This is a genomic window from Sphingopyxis sp. FD7 (assembly GCF_003609835.1).
In the GTDB taxonomy this organism is placed as follows: domain Bacteria; phylum Pseudomonadota; class Alphaproteobacteria; order Sphingomonadales; family Sphingomonadaceae; genus Sphingopyxis.
This window is the reverse complement of sequence record NZ_AP017899.1, coordinates 85,594-102,209: the sequence shown is the minus strand read 5'-3', so window position 1 is coordinate 102,209 and position 16,616 is coordinate 85,594. Positions and strand designations below refer to the sequence as shown.

15 protein-coding genes and 3 pseudogenes are annotated in these 16,616 nt (G+C 61.2%); 7 read left to right on the top strand and 11 right to left on the bottom strand.

Going from position 1 to position 16,616, the window contains the following annotated elements:
* Positions 1-32: 32 nt before the first annotated feature.
* On the top strand, positions 33-1,043 hold the full coding sequence (locus tag SPYCA_RS18335) for a site-specific integrase (RefSeq protein WP_120222502.1): 1,011 nt from the start codon (positions 33-35) through the stop codon (positions 1,041-1,043).
* A gap of 380 nt (positions 1,044-1,423) precedes the next feature.
* On the opposite strand, the pseudogene SPYCA_RS18330 reads toward SPYCA_RS18335, so the two are convergent.
* The 3 genes and pseudogenes from SPYCA_RS18330 to SPYCA_RS19645 all read right to left on the bottom strand — a co-directional run.
* Positions 1,424-1,861 (bottom strand): annotated as a pseudogene (locus SPYCA_RS18330) (NAD-binding protein); the annotation flags it as partial.
* Positions 1,862-1,865: 4 nt separating this feature from the next.
* A complete protein-coding gene (locus SPYCA_RS18325; RefSeq protein ID WP_120222501.1) occupies positions 1,866-3,359 on the bottom strand; it encodes a CoA-acylating methylmalonate-semialdehyde dehydrogenase in 1,494 nt (497 codons plus the stop codon).
* Between the two features lie 69 nt (positions 3,360-3,428).
* A complete protein-coding gene (locus SPYCA_RS19645; RefSeq protein WP_232003728.1) occupies positions 3,429-3,773 on the bottom strand; it encodes a hypothetical protein in 345 nt (114 codons plus the stop codon).
* 50 nt (positions 3,774-3,823) lie between these two features.
* On the opposite strand from SPYCA_RS19645, the pseudogene istA reads away from it, so the two are divergent.
* Positions 3,824-4,426: pseudogene (gene istA, locus SPYCA_RS18315) on the top strand (IS21 family transposase); the annotation flags it as partial.
* A 241-nt stretch (positions 4,427-4,667) separates the two neighbouring features.
* On the opposite strand, the gene SPYCA_RS18310 reads toward istA, so the two are convergent.
* Positions 4,668-5,666 carry an IS110 family transposase gene (locus SPYCA_RS18310; RefSeq protein ID WP_082734746.1) on the bottom strand — a complete coding sequence of 333 codons (999 nt, stop codon included), beginning with the start codon at positions 5,664-5,666 and terminating at the stop codon, positions 4,668-4,670.
* A gap of 67 nt (positions 5,667-5,733) precedes the next feature.
* Between SPYCA_RS18310 and SPYCA_RS18305 the strand changes: the two are divergent.
* Together SPYCA_RS18305 and istB are read left to right on the top strand one after the other, a co-directional pair.
* A pseudogene (locus tag SPYCA_RS18305) lies at positions 5,734-6,663 on the top strand (Mu transposase domain-containing protein); the annotation flags it as partial.
* Positions 6,653-7,423 (top strand): IS21-like element helper ATPase IstB, encoded by a 771-nt coding sequence (gene istB / locus SPYCA_RS18300; protein ID WP_120222464.1) that lies wholly within the window; start codon positions 6,653-6,655, stop codon positions 7,421-7,423. The pseudogene SPYCA_RS18305 and the gene istB, both read left to right, overlap by 11 nt.
* 127 nt (positions 7,424-7,550) lie before the next feature.
* Here istB and SPYCA_RS18295 read toward each other — a convergent pair whose 3' ends face one another.
* The 7 genes from SPYCA_RS18295 to SPYCA_RS18265 all read right to left on the bottom strand — a co-directional run bounded on the left by SPYCA_RS18295 (position 7,551) and on the right by SPYCA_RS18265 (position 13,808).
* Positions 7,551-8,537 (bottom strand): aldo/keto reductase, encoded by a 987-nt coding sequence (locus SPYCA_RS18295; protein ID WP_120222499.1) that lies wholly within the window; start codon positions 8,535-8,537, stop codon positions 7,551-7,553.
* Complete coding sequence (locus SPYCA_RS18290) at positions 8,537-9,499, bottom strand: Gfo/Idh/MocA family oxidoreductase (RefSeq protein ID WP_120222498.1); 963 nt, start codon at positions 9,497-9,499, stop codon at positions 8,537-8,539. The genes SPYCA_RS18295 and SPYCA_RS18290 overlap by 1 nt, the downstream gene beginning before the upstream one ends.
* A gap of 23 nt (positions 9,500-9,522) precedes the next feature.
* Positions 9,523-10,365, bottom strand: a complete 843-nt coding sequence (locus SPYCA_RS18285) for a class III extradiol dioxygenase subunit beta (protein ID WP_120222497.1) — start codon at positions 10,363-10,365, stop codon at positions 9,523-9,525.
* Between the two features lies 1 nt (position 10,366).
* Positions 10,367-10,768: a protocatechuate 4,5-dioxygenase subunit alpha gene (ligA, locus tag SPYCA_RS18280; RefSeq protein WP_120222496.1), complete on the bottom strand. Its 402-nt coding sequence runs from the start codon at positions 10,766-10,768 to the stop codon at positions 10,367-10,369.
* Entirely contained in the window at positions 10,765-11,790 is a 1,026-nt protein-coding gene (locus tag SPYCA_RS18275) for an amidohydrolase family protein (protein ID WP_120222495.1), read from the bottom strand. The genes ligA and SPYCA_RS18275 overlap by 4 nt, the downstream gene beginning before the upstream one ends.
* Complete coding sequence (locus SPYCA_RS18270) at positions 11,787-12,596, bottom strand: NAD(P)-dependent oxidoreductase (protein WP_120222494.1); 810 nt, start codon at positions 12,594-12,596, stop codon at positions 11,787-11,789. The genes SPYCA_RS18275 and SPYCA_RS18270 overlap by 4 nt, the downstream gene beginning before the upstream one ends.
* A 63-nt stretch (positions 12,597-12,659) precedes the next feature.
* Positions 12,660-13,808, bottom strand: a complete 1,149-nt coding sequence (locus SPYCA_RS18265) for a LysR family transcriptional regulator (protein ID WP_120222493.1) — start codon at positions 13,806-13,808, stop codon at positions 12,660-12,662.
* A 91-nt stretch (positions 13,809-13,899) separates the two neighbouring features.
* On the opposite strand from SPYCA_RS18265, the gene ligK reads away from it, so the two are divergent.
* Genes ligK through SPYCA_RS18250 form a run of 3 tightly spaced genes read left to right on the top strand, consistent with a single transcriptional unit; the run spans position 13,900 to position 16,502 of the window.
* Positions 13,900-14,571 (top strand): 4-carboxy-4-hydroxy-2-oxoadipate aldolase/oxaloacetate decarboxylase, encoded by a 672-nt coding sequence (gene ligK, locus SPYCA_RS18260; protein ID WP_120222492.1) that lies wholly within the window; start codon positions 13,900-13,902, stop codon positions 14,569-14,571.
* The gene (locus SPYCA_RS18255) at positions 14,564-15,625 is read left to right on the top strand and encodes a 4-oxalomesaconate tautomerase (protein WP_120222491.1); all 1,062 of its coding nucleotides are present in this window, start codon (positions 14,564-14,566) and stop codon (positions 15,623-15,625) included. Before ligK ends, SPYCA_RS18255 begins: the two co-directional genes overlap by 8 nt.
* Complete coding sequence (locus SPYCA_RS18250) at positions 15,618-16,502, top strand: amidohydrolase family protein (RefSeq protein WP_120222490.1); 885 nt, start codon at positions 15,618-15,620, stop codon at positions 16,500-16,502. Before SPYCA_RS18255 ends, SPYCA_RS18250 begins: the two co-directional genes overlap by 8 nt.
* The last annotated feature ends 114 nt before the right edge of the window (positions 16,503-16,616 follow it).

Sequence of the window (16,616 nt, the reverse complement as noted above, 5' to 3'; positions counted from 1 at the left end):
GCCAGCAGCATTGAAGCTTCCGGAGTGTTGCCTTGAACGATCACAACAGCAGGGCCTTGGGGCTTTCAGATGAAGCAGCGCTCGCGCCGCTGGGGAATGCGATCCCGCCGCAGCTCGCGGCTGAGATCGAGGCGGCGCGCTCGTACCGGGCGCGGTCCAAGGCGGCCAACACTGTGCGGGCTTATGACAGCGACTGGCGGCAGTTCGAGGAATGGTGCTGGACGCGCGATCTTGAGCCTATGCCGGCTATGCCAGAGGCCGTGGCCACATACCTTGCTTCGCTGGCGCAGGCGGGGAGGGCGGATAGTACCATCGGACGGCACCTTGCGGCCATCGCCTGGCACCACAGGCAGGCGGGACAGGTCGCACCCCAGCATCGCGATCCGCGTGATGTCATTGGCGACACACTTGCCGGGATCCGGCGCGAGCAGCGCGCACGGCCGACGCGCAAGAAGAGCGCAATTCTGGCAGCTGATCTGGCGCGGATGATTGCAGCTGCCGAAGGGCAAAGCCCGCGTGCGATCCGCGACCGGGCGGTCATGGCTCTTGGGCTGGCGGCGGCGCTGCGGCGTTCCGAACTGGTCGCGCTGCAGCTGGCCGACCTCGAGCTGGTGCGCGAGGGGCTCAAGCTGACGATCCGGCATTCTAAGACCGACCAGGAGGGGGCAGGGCAAGTCATAGCGGTGCCCTCGGGCAAGGTGCTCAAGCCCGGTCCACGCCTCAACGAATGGCTGAGCGTAAGGGGAGGGGAGGCAGGTCCCCTTTTCTATCGAACCGATGCTCAGGGCTTGATGAGGAAGGAGCCCATGTCAGATCGCTCGGTTGCTCGGCTGATCCAGCGCTACGCCGAAAAGGTTGGGCTCGATCCTGTGGCGGTCGGCGCTCACTCCCTGCGGTCAGGGTTTCTTACCGAGGCGGCCAAGGCAGGGGCCTCCTTGCCGAAGATGCAGGAGGTATCACGGCAAAAAAAGGTCGAAGTGCTGCTCGGCTATGTCCGCGACGCAGCGCTGTTCGAGAACCATGCTGGAGAGAGATTTCTGTAGTTCGTGTTTTTGAGCACGCTGCATGGTCCAATTGACCGGCTCTGGGACTTCCCGGTCATTTGCGCACGGCGTGTCCGACGGCAGGTTCTGCCAGAACCCGACAATCTGTGTTCTAACGAACGGACCGACATATCGACTGCGTCTCAGCCGGTTGCGGAACGGCTGGCTCTGGCTAGAAGGGGCTTAAGCCGAATGTCGGCATTTGGGTATCCGCAGCGGGCTCGTGGCCGAAACTGGCTGAAAAATCGGGCCCCATCGATGTTCGGTAAATGCCAGTTTGGCTACTTCAAAAACTCGATGAATTAGCCTTCTCGACCATTTTGCAAGCAGGCCCGCTGTGTTCTGGTCAGTTGCTCGCGGCAACGCATAACAATTGGAGATCAGCTAAGGCCACGTATCAATCCGGAAAAATCCAATCCTGCGCTTTCTTTGGCGAAAGCTTCATAGATCGCACGGGCGTGCTCGCCGAGCTCGACCTTCGCCCCTGCCCCATCGGCCGCCTCCATTGCCAGCTTGAGGTCTTTGAGCATCAGCCCGGCGGCAAACCCGCCCTGATAATCATTGTCTGCCGGAGTCACCGGGCCAACGCCGGGAACCGGGCAATAGGACGTCATCGACCAGCACTGGCCGCTTGAGACGCTGGAGATGTCGTAGAAGGTCTGCGCGTCCAGCCCCAGCTTCTGCGCCATGGCAAAGGCTTCGCAGGTGCCGATCATATGGATCGCGAGCAGCATGTTGTTGCAAATCTTGGCCGCCTGCCCCGTGCCAGCAGCGCCGGCATGGATCACCGCCTTGCCCATCGCCGCAAGGATCGGCTGGCGCTCACCCCATCGTCGGGATGACAAAGGCGTTGGAGCCGTCGGGCGAGCCGTCGGGCCAGCGCTGGGTGATTTTCTTGTTCTTGGTCCAGAACCGCAGGCCCTCGGTGCCGTACTGGTCGATGTCGCCAAACCCTGACCGCTTCCACCCGCCGAAGGAGTGATAGGCGACCGGCACCGGGATCGGCACGTTGATGCCGACCATCCCGACATTCACGCGCGCGGCAAATTCGCGCGCGGCGTGGCCGTTGCGGGTGAAGATCGCAACGCCGTTGCCATATTGGTGCTCGGAGGGCAGGCGCACGGCTTCCTCGAAGTCCTTGGCGCGCACGATCTGGAGCACGGGGCCGAAAATCTCTTCCTGATAGCTCTTCATCTGCGGGGTGACGTGGTCGATCAGCGTCGGGCCGACGAAGAAGCCCTTCTCATGTCCCTGCAAGGTGTACCCGCGCCCGTCGACGACGATCTCGGCGGCTTCTTCCTCGGCGGTGGTGATCCATTGTTCGATCCTCGCCTTGTGTTCAGGGGTCACAACCGGGCCGTAATCCGCCTCGGGATCGTTGGAGACCCCGATGCGTAAGGCAGCGATGGACTTGAGCAGCTTCTCCTTGAGGCGCTCCGCCGTCTCCTCGCCTACCGGCACCACCACCGGCAGCGCCATGCAGCGTTCGCCCGCCGAGCCGAAGGCCGCGCCGGTGAGGTCGGTGACCACCTGATCTAGGTCCGCATCAGGCAGCACGATCCCGTGGTTCTTCGCCCCGCCGAAGGCCTGCACGCGCTTGTTGTTCGCCGAGCCGCGCGCGTAGATGTACTGCGCGATGTCCGAGCTTCCGACAAAGCTGATCGCGGCGATATCCGGGTGGTCGAGGATCGCGTCGACCATCTCCTTGTCGCCGTGGACGACCTGAAGCAGACCCTCGGGCGCACCCGCCTCAAGGAACAGTTCGGCCAGCCGCACCGGCACGCTCGGATCGCGCTCCGAGGGCTTGAGGATGAAGGCATTGCCCGCCGCGCAGGCCATGCCGAACATCCACATCGGGATCATCGCCGGGAAGTTGAACGGGGTGATGCCCACGCCAATGCCGAGCGGCTGGCGCATCGAATAGACATCGATCCCGGGCCCTGCGCCGTGGGTATATTCGCCCTTCATGATCTGCGGCAACCCGCAGGCATATTCGATCACTTCCAGCCCGCGCTGCACATCGCCCTTGGCATCCGGCACGGTCTTGCCATGCTCGGACGAGAGCATCTCGGCGAGGCTCTGCATGTTCGCCTCGACCAGCGCCTTGAAGGCGAACATCACCCGCGCGCGGCGCTGCGGGTTGGTGGCGGCCCAGGCGGGCTGGACGCGCTTGGCAGTCTCCACTGCGCGGGCGAGCAGGGCTGCATCGCCCAGCGCAACCTCGGCCTGCACTTCGCCCGTCGACGGGTTCCAGATGGCGTGCTTGCGGGTCGGGGCCGGGCTGTCGCCGACGATGAAATGGTCGATCTGACGCATGCAGATATCCTCCGCGTGGTTCTTATCCTCCCCAAATACTCCCAGGAATTCTGCAGACAACGAGATAGATCACAGGTATGACCTGCAAATATGCAGCACCTCAACTGGGAAGACATCCGCGCCTTCATTGCTGTCGCGCAAACAGGGCAGATCGGCAAAGCCAGCGTCCTGCTTCGACAAGACGCCACCACCGTTGCGCGAAAGCTCAAGCGACTTGAAGCGCGTCTCGGCGTGGCGCTCTTTGAACGACAGCGTACCGGGCAGGAACTGACTGAGGCGGGCGAAGCGCTTCTCGCCAAGGCCGAGACAATGGCTGCTGCGGCCGAAGAAATCGGAGATGAAGCCAGCTCGTTGTTGATTTCCACTGAGAGTTGACCCGGGAGGGTTATAAATTTTCGTCGAGAACTGACCCATGTTTGAACCGCCTCCGAGCGAAGGTTTGGAGGCAACATGGAGTGATCGACATGGCATTATTGAGCGTAATCCGGCGCTGGCATTTCCGAGAGGGGATGCCGATCCGGGAGATTGAGCGGCGCACAGGGCTGTCGCGGAACACGATTCGCAAGCACCTTCGGGCCAACACGGTTGAACCGAAGTTCAAAGTGCCTGATCGGCCAAGCAAGCTGGACCCGTATGCCGAGAAGCTGTCAGGCTGGTTGCGGATCGAGGCAGGCAAGTCGCGCAAACAGAGGCGCACGGCGAAGCAGATGCATGCCGACCTTGTGTCCCTTGGCTTTGATGGCGGTTATGGCCGTGTCGCCGCCTTTGTGCGGGCATGGAAGGCTGACCGGCAGCGCGATCAGCAGACCAGCGGTCGCGGGACCTTCGTACCTCTGGTTTTTGCGCCGGGTGAAGCGTTCCAGTTCGACTGGAGCGAAGACTGGGCGATTATCGCCGGCAAGCAGACCAGATTGCAGGTAGCGCACACAAAGCTGTCACACAGCCGGGCGTTCATCGTCCGGGCCTATCCGCTCCAGACCCATGAGATGCTGTTTGATGCGCTGACCCAGGCCTTCCGTGTGTTGGGCGGGGTCCCGCAGCGCGGGATTTTCGACAATCTATGGACGCCTCCCGCCGCAAGATGATTCTGATCGGTACAGTTGGCTCGGGTTGCATGAATCTATCCGGCCTTTGGTTGAAGCGGTTAGGCTTCTGGCCTTGATGGGAGTCCGCTACTTCTTGCCTAATAACATGATCGGCCTTGATGGCCTTGTCGAAAATCAGGCTTCGAAGCGGCGGCCCATGCCGTTGCACCATCAGTATCCACCTCGCAATCGCTGTAGGACAGACCTCGTTTGCATGGCGCCGTTACGCCGGCAGATATTCTTCCTTCCGCGCCAACAGAACCCAAGCAATGCGGGCCGTCTTGTTAGCGAGCGCCACGAGCGCCTTGTTGAAGCCCGCCCGAGCGACAATTCCCTTCAACCAAACTGATCGTTGATCGTCTTTCGCAGCCAGTCGGCTGATCACTGCCCTCGCGCCATGAATGAGTTGTCTGCGCAGGTAGTGGTTGGCGCGTCGGCCAATGCCGCCGAGCTTGGGTTTGCCTCCGGTCGTATACTGTCTTGGGACCAATCCGATCCAGGCGGCGAGCTCGCGGCCTGAGCGGAAATGTCGACCGTCATCCACCGCTGCGACGAGCGCGGTCGCGATCACCGGCCCGACGCCCGGCAACGCAGCAAGCCGACGGCATGCGGCATGTTCGCGGCAGATGCTAACGAGCTTGGCATCGAGCTTCGCGAGGCGGGCTTCTACGTCGGTGAGCTGATCGATCAACTCCGTAAACAGCTCGCGGGCAAGTTCGGACAAATCAGCCTCAGCTACCGCAGCAGGAGCCTGTTGACGGAAGCGCCACGGACCTTTGGGCAGCACGACGCCATACTCGGCGAGAAGCCCTCGCGCGTGGTTTATGAGCGAGGTGCGTTGGACGACCAACCGCTCACGCACGCGATGTAGGCATTGAAGATCCTGCTGCTCGGTCGTCTTCACTGGCACGAAGCGCATAGTAGGCCTCGAAGCTGCATCGTAGATCGCCTCCGCATCGATAGCATCGTTCTTGGAGCCGCGGACGAACGCCTTGACGAATCTGGGGTTTACCAGACGCACTTGACGACCGGCCGCTGCGAGCTGTCGCCCCCAATGGTGGGCGCTCGCACAAGCCTCCATGGCGACGACTGCAGGACCAAGTTCAGCCACTGCATCCTCGAGCTTGGCACGACTCACCTTGCGTGAGACCACCACCCCGTCAGCATCTATCCCGTGTAGATGGAACGACTGCTTCGCCAAGTCGATCGCTAACATTTCCATCGTCATCGCCTTCCTCCTTTTGGTTGGACACCTATGGTGCCCGGAAGACGGGAGGCGTCCATCCCATAACATGAGAACCGCCGTTGACCGGATCGGCAGCGGCAAGGCGCGGCAGATCAACGCCCGCTTTGCGGCGATGGCCAGCCACTATCTGTTCGAACCCGAGTTCTGCAACCCGGCATCGGGATGGGAGAAAGGGCAGGTCGAGAAGAACGTGCAGGATGCGCGTCGCCGGCTGTGGCAGCCGATGCCCAACTTCCCGGATATTGATGCGCTCAACCTGTGGCTTGAGGAACGCTGCATTGCGCAATGGGGACAGATTGCGCATCGCGCTCTGCCGGGCACCATCGCCGAGGTACATGCCGGAGAGGTGGCCAGCCTGATGCCGCTGGGGCGGCCCTTCGACGGCTTTGTTGAACATACCAAGCGGGTATCGCCGACCTGCCTCGTAAACTTCGAGCGCAACCGATACTCGGTGCCGGCCTCATTCGCCAACCAGCGGGTGAGCCTGCGGATTTACCCGGATCGGATTGTCATCGCCGCCGAAGGGCGGCTCCTGTGCGAGCATGGCCGGATCATTGATCGCACGCACCCCATTGGTGGGCGGACTATCTATGACTGGCGGCATTATCTGGCGGTGATTCAGCGCAAGCCCGGCGCCTTGCGTAATGGCGCACCGTTCATCGAGATGCCCGATGGCTTCCGTAAATTGCAGGGGTATCTGCTCAAGCGCCCTGGTGGTGACCGGGAGATGGTCGAGATCCTGTCCCTTGTCCTGCATCATGACGAACAGGCAGTGCTAGGCGCGGTCGAGCTGGCGCTGGAGGCAGGTGTTCCCACCAAGACCCATGTGCTCAACCTCTTGCACCGGCTGACCGACGGCAAGGCGCCCCCGGTTGCGCCGATCGATGCGCCGCAGGCCTTGCGCTTGGCGCAGGAACCCGTTGCCGACGTCGGACGCTATGACAACCTGCGGGAGATGCGCCATGCGTCATGATCCCGCCAGCGCTGCCGTAGAGGTCATGCTGCGCGGCCTCAAGATGTACGGCATGGCCCAGGCTGTGAGCGATCTCATCGCGCAAGGGGCGCCAGCCTTCGATGCAGCCGTGCCGATCCTCTCCCAGCTGCTCAAGGCTGAGATGGCAGAGCGCGAGGTCCGGTCCATCGCCTATCAGATCAAAGCCGCCCGGTTCCCGGCCTACAAGGACCTGGCCGGCTTCGACTTTGCATCCAGCGAGGTCAACGAGGCTCTGGTCCGCGGGCTTCATCGCGGCGAGTTCATCGACGGAGCTGATAATGTCGTCCTGATCGGTGGCCCCGGAACCGGCAAGACCCACATGGCCACAGCGCTCGGCGTCCAGGCTGTGGAACACCATCGCAGAAAGGCCCGCTTCTTCTCCACCGTCGATCTGGTCAATGCGCTTGAGCAGGAAAAGGCCATGAACAAGGCAGGACAGCTTACCGAGCGCCTGCTGCGTCTCGACCTCGTCATCCTCGACGAACTCGGATATCTGCCGTTCAGTCCGTCAGGCGGCGCACTGTTGTTCCACCTGCTCAGCAAACTCTATGAACGCACCAGCGTCATTATCACCACCAACCTCAGCTTCAGCGAATGGGCGGACGTGTTCGGCGATGCCAAGATGACCACGGCACTGCTCGATCGGCTCACCCATCATTGTCACATCCTGGAAACCGGCAATGACAGCTTCCGGTTCAGAGCCAGCTCCGCAACCCCGAAATCACGAAAGGAAAATTAACCGGCTTGACCCTCATCCCCCATCGCGGGACATACCACCAACCGGGTCACTTCTCGATGAAAATCCCGGGTCAACTCTCAGTGGAAATCAACACTCAGGCTACGGTCCAGCGTAATGTCATCGGACTCTAGACGTAGTCTTCGGTATCGATCGTGTTGCGCATAACTTCTGGGTAGCGATGCCCGGAGACGGTGCGCTGGTTGATCAGCCCTGCGGCTTCAGCAAGCACTTCATCGCGTGCAACCACGTCGGATGCGGCGAAATTCTCTCGCATATGTTCAAGACTGGTCGTGCCGGGAATCGCGTGGACGTGGTCACCCTGTGCCAGAACCCATGACAAAGCGAGCTGGGCGGGTTCCAGGCCGGCTTGCGTCGCCAGTTCATCGAAGCGGGCAATGATTTCTAGATTCTTGGGCCAGTTCTCGGCGCTAAAACGAGGATGCGAACGGCGCAGGTCCTTTTCGCCAAGGACTGACAAATCTTTGAGTTCTCCGCCCAGCGCCCCACGCGCTATCGGAGAGAAAGCGACCAAAGCAATCCCAAGCTCCCGCGTGGTTTCGAGCACGCCGAGTTCAGGGTTTCGGGTCCAGAGTGAATACTCGGTTTGAACCGCTGCCATCGGGTGCACTGCATGCGCTTCCCGGATATGGGCCGAGGACCACTCGGAAACGCCATAGGCACCAATCTTGCCCGCCTCGATGGCGCGCGCCATCGCGCCTACGCTGTCGGCGATTGGCACTTTCGGATCGAACCTGTGCATATAGAAAAGATCAATGTGATCGGTTTTGAGCCGATTGAGGCTTGCATCAAGGCTCTCGGAAATCGCTTCCGGTGAACAGTCGATTCCGCGTCGCGGCCCGTCGACTATGATCCCCGTCTTGGTGGCGAGCAGGAACTCATCGCGGCGGTGCATCACAGCTTCGGCCAGCAACTCCTCGTTCTTTCCAAAGCCGTAGATATTGGACGTATCGAGGTGATCGTAACCAAGATCGAGCGCCTCGTTGAGCAGCCGGATCCTGCCTTCATGAGGCGGTGGGTCGCCGTAGGCCCACGAAAGATTCATGCAGCCTAGGCCGACAGCATTTACGATACGTCCGCACAGGCTGCGCTGCATCAGGACCACCCGTCCTGCTGCTCAAGGCTTGCCGCGAGTTCGCCGATGACACGGTAGCAATCGAGCACTTGGCTGACGGAGCTGTTCGGTTCGCGGCCTTCATGGATAGCCGCGATGAACTCGCGGTCCTGCAATTCGATGCCATTGTTTGAGATTGCAACGCCGGAAAGGTCGATCGGCTCCTCGTGCCCGGTCACCAGATCATCATAACGCGCGATATAGGTCGCGCTGTCGCCGATGTAGCGGAAGAAGGTGCCAAGCGGCCCGTTGTTGTTGAAGCTGAGCGAGAGCGTGAGGATATGGCCTGCTTCGGTCTTCATCTGGATCGACATGTCCATCGCGATGCCGAGTTCGGGATGCCTGGGGCCTTGCAGCGCGTTGGCGGCAATCACCTTGCTGCCGGTCATGTACTGGAAGATGTCGATCGAGTGCGCGCTGTGGTGCCACAGCAGGTGGTCGGTCCAGCTGCGCGGCTGGCCCTTGGCGTTCATGTTTTTGCGGCGGAAGAAATAGGTTTCGATATCCATCGCCTGGATATTGAACTCACCCGCGTCGATCTGTTGCTTTACATACTGGTGGCTCGGATTGAAGCGGCGGGTGTGGCCAACCATGCAGGTGAGGCCGGTTTCCTTGGCCTTCGCCTCGACCGCAAGCGCGTCGGCCCAGCTGTCCGAAAGCGGAATTTCGACCTGCACGTGCTTGCCCGCGTCCATGCAGGCGATGGCCTGTTCGGCGTGCATTTGCGTCGGGGTACACAGGATCACGGCATCGACGTCGTCGAGCGCCAGCACTTCGGACAGTTCGGTGCCTGAGTGCGGCGCGCCATATTTGGCAGCGACTTCGGCAGCCTGATCGGCGCGGCGCGAGATGACTGAGACCATCTCGACCCCGTCGATGTTCCTGAGGCCGTCGAGGTGCTTCTCGCCAAAGGCTCCGGCGCCAACAAGCGCAATTCCAGTCATTCCTGCTTACTCCTGCAATTCGATCAAGCCACAGGTTCGAGCACCATATGCCCGACCGCGGTGTTGGAACATGGGATGTGATAGTGCCGGTGAAGGCAACGTGTTGCCGGGCCGAGCGCGCCGCGCATGATCAGCCACATGACCAGCTCAATCCCTTCGCTGCCGGTCTCACGCAGATATTCTATATGCTCGATCCAGCGTGCCTCGTCGCTCTCGCCGACAAGCATGTCCATGAAACGGTTGTCCCACTCGCGGTTGAGCAGGCCTGCACGCGGGCCTTGAAGCTGGTGGCTCATCCCGCCGGTTCCCCAGACCTGCACATTGAGGTCTTCGGGAAAGCTCTCCACCGCGCGTGCGATTGCTTCACCCAGCGCCCAGCAGCGATTGCCCGAGGGCACGGGGTAGGTGACGACATTGACAGCCAGCGGGACGACTTTGACCGGCCATTTGGCGGGCGTCCCGAACATCATAGACAGTGGAACGGTCAGTCCGTGATCAACGTCCATCTCGTTGATGATGGTCATGTCGAAATCGTCAAGGATCAGGCACTGCGCGATGTGCCATGCGAGGTCGGCGTGACCCTCCACATCGGGAACCGGACGCGGCCCCCAGCCTTCGTCGGCGGGCTTGTAGCTCTCGCCACAGCCGATCGCGAAAGTGGGGATGATGTTCGCGTCGAAGGCGGATGCGTGGTCATTGTAGACCAGCACTACGACGTCGGGCGCCTGCTCTTCTTCCCATTGGCGCGTCCAGTCGTAACCGGCAAAAATCGGCGCGAAATAGTCGTCCCCGGTCTTCCCCTGATCGACTGCGACGCCGAGGAGTGGGACGTGACTTGAAGCGACGCCAGCGGTGATGCGGGCCATCTCAATAGCCTCCCTTGATCGAGCGGTTGCCTTCAGGCGGGCGGCCGCCGTTGTTCATCATCTCGCGATATTCTGGAAAGCTCATGTCGGTCATGGTCGACACCGCTTCGGCAAAGCTGATGCCGTCGGTCGAGAAGATCTTGGAGAGGAAATAGATGTTGCCGCCAAGGTCGAGCATGCGGTTGTAGTCGCGCGCGTTCACCGCTTCTTTCTGCTCGGCGGTGAGCGGCCAGTCATCGAGATAGGCAGCCTCGTCAGCCTTCCAGCGCTCGCGGTTCTCTGCCTTCATCAGGCTCATCGCAAACTGATTGAGGTGATAGCCCTGCCGCGCACGCTTCGCCGTGTAGACGCGGGTGCCGGGAATATCGTCGAATTCGGCGAGGTATTCGTGAATGTCGGTCACAGTCCGCGCTCCTTGAGGATTGCGTCGAGGCGCGGGTAGACTGTCCGTGCATTGCCTTCGAAGATTGCGTGGCGTTCCTCGTCGCTGATATCGAGCGCGTCGATATAGCGCTTGGTGTCGTCGAAATAATGGCCGGTATGCGGGTCGATCCCGCGCACGGCACCGACCATTTCGCTGCCGAACAGGATGTTCTTGTTCTCGATCACGTCGGCGAGCAGGTCGATCCCAGGTTGGTGATAGACGCAGGTGTCGAAGAACACATTATGCATCAAGTGCTGTTCAATGTCAGGTTGCTTGAGCATGTCGGCGAGGCCGCGATAGCGACCCCAGTGATAGGGCACCGCGCCGCCACCATGCGGGATGATCAGCTTGAGCTCGGGAAAGCGGCTAAACAAGTCGCCTTGCAGCAGCTGCATGAAGGCTACCGTGTCGGCGGCAAGGTAATATCCGCCGGTGGCGTGCATCGCCGGGTTGCAGCTGCCCGAAACGTGGATCATCGCGGGCACTTCAAGCTCGCACATCGCCTCGTAGATCGGGAACCAGTATTCGTCGGTCAAAGGCGGATGGGTGAAGTGCCCGCCGCCAGGATCGGGGTTGAGGTTGCAGACGACGAAGTTCAGTTCCTCGACGCAGCGACGCAGTTCCTTGACGCTTTCCGAAAGGTCTGACTTCGGGCTCTGCGGCAACATGCAGCCGCCGATAAAGGTATCGGGAAACAGCTGCGTGACGCGGTAGATCAAATCGTTGCAGCGCCGCGCCCATTCGCTCGCCACAGCCTGATCGCCGACATGAGGAGCCATCGCGCTGGCACGCGGCGAGAAAATCGTGAAGTCCGCGCCGCGTTCCTTTACCAGCTTGAGCTGATTGTCCTCGATCGTCTGGCGAATCTCATCGTCGGAAATTTCGGGGTAGGGCGGGCACGCGGTGCCATTCTTGTAGGCTGCCTTCTGCTCCTCACGCCATGCATCGTGGCCCTTGGGCAGCACGGTGTAGTGGCCGTGACAATCGATAATCAGGCTCATGCCGCATCCTTCTTCGAAGTTGGGCCGGAAGCAGCATCGCGTTGCCGCTTGACCGTGCCTTCTGTCATAACCGGCTCCACGCCGAACGAGCGCAAGGTCGCTGCGGACTCTTCCATTTCGGCGGCGCGGCGCAGGCCATGCGTCGTCATCCGCTCAAGATTGTAGGGAGCGCGCACCGTCCAGCTGTCATGACTTTCGCTGGCGTCGAGCGAGGCGAGCACCTCATCGACAATGCCGGCTGCTTGCGCGGCCGCCATCATCTCGTCGGTCAGCGCCTCGATCCCTTTGACCATCACCGAACGGATCATCTTGATCGCCGATGCCTTGCCGACTTCGTTGCCGACGACGCGCTTGTTGGTGAAGCCGCAAGCGGCCAGTTCGGCCCGCGCAGCATGTGCTGCAGGTCCCGAGAGCAGCAGCGGAACCGCCATGCGGGCCGGATGCACCGGGGCAAGGACGGCCACGTCAACGTAGCGCCCGCCATTCTGCTCGACCACCTTCGCCGCGGCAGCCTTGGTATGCGGAGCGACCGAATTCATGTCGCACCAGATTGCGCCTTCAATCAGATAGGGCGCGTAGTCTTCAGCCACTGACAAGGCCTCTCCAGCGGTAACCAGCGACAGCACGAGGCTGGCATCGGCGAGCGCGGTTTGCGCATCGCTGGCGGCGACGACCCCTGCTTCCTTCATCGCGAGTTTGCGGGCAGGATCAATATCGAAGGCGCAGGCCGAACTGCGCCATTTTGCACTGGTCGCAAAGGTGCTGCCAGCTTCGCCAAATCCGATCAGGGCAATTTGATCACGCATGGCAAAGCTATGGCGGTGGCCGGTAGAGTGCGCCAATGAATAGCAAGGTCGGTCGATAAATTTTTACGAAAGCTCCTGCGCAGCACCATGCAATATCGTGATCATGTCACGTTGTGGTGCGGTTGGGCGCCAGTCGCGCCGCGTTGTGATCCCGATGGTCCTTTCAATCGGCAGAGGCGGTGGCAGATTGAGGTGCAATCCCGCTTCGATCTCCACCCGAAGCTGGTCGCGGGAGAGAAGTGTGAGCATATCGGTCTCAAGTAACAGCTCGCGGATTGTCAGGACCGATCCGCATTCGATCGGGACTTCTGGCAATTCACCACTGGCGTCCATCATCGTGCTCCAATAGCCTCGGAGCGGCGTTTCGACTCCCGGCAAGACCCAGGGATAGCGGCGCAATTCATCGGCGCTGAGGACACTCATGCTCGCCAGTGGGTGTCCTTGACGCATGGCGATTTGCGGACTGTCAACAAACGCCTTCGACTGCACCAGATCGTCAAATTCGCTATCGTCACGAAGAGCGCCGAGCAGGAAGTCGATCTCACCATTGCGCAAGGGCCCTGTCAGCTCGGTATGGCTTCCTTCGATCACCGCTAGCTGAGTATCGGGTCGGCGTTGACGAAAGGCGATGATAGCCTGCGGGAGCCAGCGTGCGCGTGACAGCGGCATGGCGCCGATCACAATGCGGCCGCCAGCTTTGCCAAGCCATTCGGATACCTCAGCAAGTCCGCTGCGCAATTCCGCCATGGCGAGGCCAAAGCTGCGCGCCCTGGCTTCGCCCTTGCGTGTCAGTGCCAGATGCCGGCCGCGCCTCTCGACCAGCCGCTCGCCCAGCGCGACCGAGAGATCGGCGACCGCGCGGTGGAGCGAGGCTGGAGCAACTTCGAGCTGCGAAGCGGCCTCGGTGTAGCTGGCCTTGCGTGCCAGCGCGAGGAAGGCGCGGACTTGCGTGGAGGTGACCCGCGGCGAGCCAATCAATGCGAGCGCCACCTCTGCGCGCGGGGCGAGCAACAACGCTGGTTCGGTTGGTCGCATGCCGCCGGGTTCGCGATCGAACAGGCGGCAATCGAGCGCGAGTTCGAGGCGCGCAATGGCCTGGGTAAGGGCAGGCTGGGTAAGCGCGATTTCGTCCGCTGCGGCGGTCACTGTTCCCAGACGCACGGTTGCTGCGAACGCGGCGAGATGCCGGATATTGGGAATATCGTCGATCATGAAAGACGTTTAGCAAAATCTTATGATAAGGGATAGCTTCGCATTGGCGCCCGCCTGATGTCGCGTGCATGGCAAACGAAAGGAGATCAATATGGGCATCGTGCGCCAGAATATTGAACGTGCTGCCAGCGAAGTGATTGATGGGCTTGCCGCTTGCGGCGTCGCAACCGTGCACGAAGCGCAGGGGCGAAAAGGTCTTCTGGCGAGCTACATGCGCCCGATCTACGCAGGTGCCCGCATAGCAGGCAGTGCAGTCACGATCAGCGCGCCTCCGGGTGACAACTGGATGGTTCACGTAGCGATCGAGCAATTGCAGCCGGGCGACGTCCTGTTGCTCGCTCCGACTTCACCTTGCGAAGACGGCTATTTTGGCGATCTGCTGGCAACCAGCGCGCAGGCCCGAGAATGCCGTGGGCTTATCATCGATGCCGGCGTGCGCGATGTGCGAGATCTGACCGAGATGGGTTTCCCCGTCTGGTCAAAAGCGATTTTTGCGCAAGGAACGGTCAAGAACACTCTCGGCAGCGTCAATGTGCCGGTGGTTTGCGCAGGTGCGCATGTAGAGCCGGGTGACGTGATCGTCGCCGATGACGATGGTGTATGCGTAGTGAAGCGCGAAGAGGCTGCCGAAGTGCTTGAAAAGGCGCGCGCACGCGAGGCGAACGAAGGCGAGAAGCGCGAACGCCTGGCTTCGGGCGAACTCGGTCTCGATATGTACAAGATGCGTGAGCGGCTCGCTGCCGAGGGGCTTAAGTATGTCTGACGGCACCCCCTGCATGTGGATGCGGGGAGGAACCTCCAAGGGCGGCTTTTTCCTCAAGCAGGATCTACCCGCAGATTCCGATGAACGCGATGCGCTGCTCCTGCGCGTTATGGGCAGTCCCGACGCGCGCCAGATCGACGGCATGGGCGGGGCCGATCCGCTTGCCAGCAAGGTCGCGGTTGTCAGCAAGAGCGCGCGCGAGGGGATCGATGTCGACTACCTCTTCCTGCAAGTCTTCGTCGATCAGGCGCTGGTTTCGGACCAGCAAAACTGCGGCAATATGCTGGCAGCGGTCGGGCCGTTTGCGATCGAACGCGGGCTGGTGGCGGCACAGGTTGGTGAGACGCAAGTTTCGATCTTCATGGAAAATACCGGGCAGGTCGCCATGGCCACGGTCGCGACGCCCGGTGGAGCCGTCAACTACAGCGGTGATGCAAAGATTGACGGTGTACCGGGGACCCACGCACCTATCCCGCTGGAATTCCGCGACACCGCCGGATCGAGCTGCGGCTCCTTGCTGCCAACTGGCAATCCTTTTGACGCGATCGAGGGTGTGCGCTGCACGCTGATCGACAACGGCATGCCCTGCGTCGTGTTCAAGGCGCACGATGTCGGCGCGACCGGCTACGAAACACGCGAGGAGCTCGAGAGCGAGGCCTATGCCCCTATCCGCGAGCGGATCGAGAATATCCGCCTGGCCGCAGGACCACTGATGAACCTCGGCGACGTGCGCGAAAAATCGGTCCCTAAGATGACCCTCGTTGCCCCGGCGCGGCATGGCGGAGCGGTGACGACGCGGGTACTCATCCCGCATCGCGCGCATGCCTCAATCGGGGTTCTCGGAGCGGTCACCGCAGCGACGGCTTGCCTTGTCGAAGGATCACCAGCAGCAGAAGTCGCGACAATTCCCGGCGGCAGGGCCAAGACACTGAGCGTCGAGCATCCCACTGGCGAAATGTCCTGCGTCCTCGGCACCGATGATGCCGGCGCGGTTACGTCCGCGGCCCTGCTTCGCACCGCGCGCAAACTGATGGATGGAGTGGTCTTTGACTGATCGCATCACAAGCTGGCATCCGAGCCCGTCGAAGCCGCGATATGTGCCGCCGCCCGGAGCGGTTGACGCGCATTGCCATGTGTTCGGGCCGTTGGCGCAATTCCCGTTCAGTCCCAAGGCGAAGTACTTGCCTCAGGATGCCGGACCCGATCAGCTGTTCGCGCTGCGCGATCACCTCGGCTTTACACGCAATGTCATCGTTCAGGCGAGTTGCCACGGCACCGACAATTCGGCGACACTTGATGCGATTGCACGGTCGGGCGGAAAAGCGCGCGGAGTGGCCGTGGTCGATCCTGATATCCATGCAGATGATCTTTGTGCGCTCCACGAAGGCGGCATTCGCGGTATCCGGTTCAATTTTCTGAAGCGCCTCGTCGACAATGCGCCAAAGGACAAATTCCTCGAAGTCGCCGCGCGACTGCCTGCTGGCTGGCACGTGGTGATGTATTTCGAGGCGGATATCCTTGAGGAAATGCGCCCATTCATCGACGCGATTCCGGTGCCTGTGGTGGTTGATCATATGGGACGACCCGATGTCACCCAAGGCCCAAACGGCGCCGATATGCAAGCATTCCGAAGGCTGCTCGAAAGCCGCGATGACATCTGGTTCAAGCCGACCTGTCCAGACCGCCTCGACGCGATCAAGGAAGGCGGGAAAGGGGATCCCTGGGACGCTTTCGCAGCTGCTGTCGCGCCGCTGGTGGCCGACTATCCTGATCGCTGCATCTGGGGCACAGACTGGCCGCATCCCAACATGCAGGACGAAATCCCTGACGACGGGCACCTGGTCGATATGATACCGCGTATTGCAGAGGGATACGCGCTGCAGCGAAAGCTCCTCGTCGATAATCCCAACCGACTTTACTGGGCTGATTGAAGCCTCTCCTTCAACCTGACGGCGGTTCATCCCACAATTCTCACATCCTGTCGTTTGTGGGGGTATCGTTGGGGGTATTTTCCAGAAAGCGTGATATTATACGTAATTAAAACA

What these genes read in the sequence shown, in the direction of transcription:
- SPYCA_RS18325 (WP_120222501.1), bottom strand. Translation starts at nt 3,359, where the DNA reads ATGCGTCAGATCGACCATTTCATCGTCGGCGACAGCCCGGCCCCGACC.
- SPYCA_RS19645 (WP_232003728.1), bottom strand. Translation starts at nt 3,773, where the DNA reads ATGGGTCAGTTCTCGACGAAAATTTATAACCCTCCCGGGTCAACTCTC.
- SPYCA_RS18310 (WP_082734746.1), bottom strand. Translation starts at nt 5,666, where the DNA reads ATGGAAATGTTAGCGATCGACTTGGCGAAGCAGTCGTTCCATCTACAC.
- istB (WP_120222464.1), top strand. Translation starts at nt 6,653, where the DNA reads ATGCGTCATGATCCCGCCAGCGCTGCCGTAGAGGTCATGCTGCGCGGC.
- SPYCA_RS18295 (WP_120222499.1), bottom strand. Translation starts at nt 8,537, where the DNA reads ATGCAGCGCAGCCTGTGCGGACGTATCGTAAATGCTGTCGGCCTAGGC.
- SPYCA_RS18290 (WP_120222498.1), bottom strand. Translation starts at nt 9,499, where the DNA reads ATGACTGGAATTGCGCTTGTTGGCGCCGGAGCCTTTGGCGAGAAGCAC.
- SPYCA_RS18285 (WP_120222497.1), bottom strand. Translation starts at nt 10,365, where the DNA reads ATGGCCCGCATCACCGCTGGCGTCGCTTCAAGTCACGTCCCACTCCTC.
- SPYCA_RS18275 (WP_120222495.1), bottom strand. Translation starts at nt 11,790, where the DNA reads ATGAGCCTGATTATCGATTGTCACGGCCACTACACCGTGCTGCCCAAG.
- SPYCA_RS18270 (WP_120222494.1), bottom strand. Translation starts at nt 12,596, where the DNA reads ATGCGTGATCAAATTGCCCTGATCGGATTTGGCGAAGCTGGCAGCACC.
- SPYCA_RS18265 (WP_120222493.1), bottom strand. Translation starts at nt 13,808, where the DNA reads ATGATCGACGATATTCCCAATATCCGGCATCTCGCCGCGTTCGCAGCA.
- ligK (WP_120222492.1), top strand. Translation starts at nt 13,900, where the DNA reads ATGGGCATCGTGCGCCAGAATATTGAACGTGCTGCCAGCGAAGTGATT.
- SPYCA_RS18255 (WP_120222491.1), top strand. Translation starts at nt 14,564, where the DNA reads ATGTCTGACGGCACCCCCTGCATGTGGATGCGGGGAGGAACCTCCAAG.